Consider the following 659-nt stretch of genomic DNA (forward strand, 5'->3'; position numbering starts at 1 on the left):
ATTTTTACTTTACAACGGCGCCAAGAAAAGTCTTTGATACGTTTGGAAAATATGGAAGGTTTTGGTATTGTTTCAGTGCGGAAATTGTATGATGCCATTAATGCGCGCCGAGAAATTCCTTTGAGCCGTTTTTTGTTTGCATTGGGGATTCGTCATGTTGGCGAAGTGAATGCACGCCGCCTTGCACGTGCTTATAAAAATTATACAGCTTTTGAGACTGCGGCTATGGAAGCATTTATGCCATGTGATAAGGAAAATGAAGAAGGAAATGAGGCTTGGATGGAACTTACCAATATTGAAGGAATTGGACCACAGGTAGGGGGCGCAATTGTTGATTTTTATAGAGAAGCGCATAACCGTGAGATTTTATCTGTTTTGCTTGAAGAAGTAACTCCTCTTGATGAGGAGCCTATCATAGCAGATTCTTCACCAATAGCGGAGAAGATCATTGTTTTTACAGGAACTTTGGCGCATATGTCACGCGATGAAGCAAAAGCATTGGCAGAGCGATTAGGGGCTAAAACATCTGGTTCACTTTCTAAAAAAACAGATCTTCTTGTTGCAGGACCTGGAGCGGGCTCCAAATTGGCTAAAGCTGAAGAATTAGGTGTTGAGGTTATCGATGAAGAGGCTTGGCTACAGCTGATTGAGAAACATAA

1 protein-coding gene is annotated in these 659 nt (G+C 41.7%); it reads left to right on the top strand.

Translation table 11 applies throughout. The features are described 5' to 3' along the window. Positions 1-659, top strand: a 659-nt coding sequence (locus tag ACFIL3_RS11320; protein WP_375682283.1) for a helix-hairpin-helix domain-containing protein, incomplete at both ends; no start/stop codon positions are given.

The organism is Bartonella sp. CE47NXGY (genome assembly GCF_042195415.1).
Classification (GTDB): Bacteria; Pseudomonadota; Alphaproteobacteria; order Rhizobiales; family Rhizobiaceae; genus Bartonella.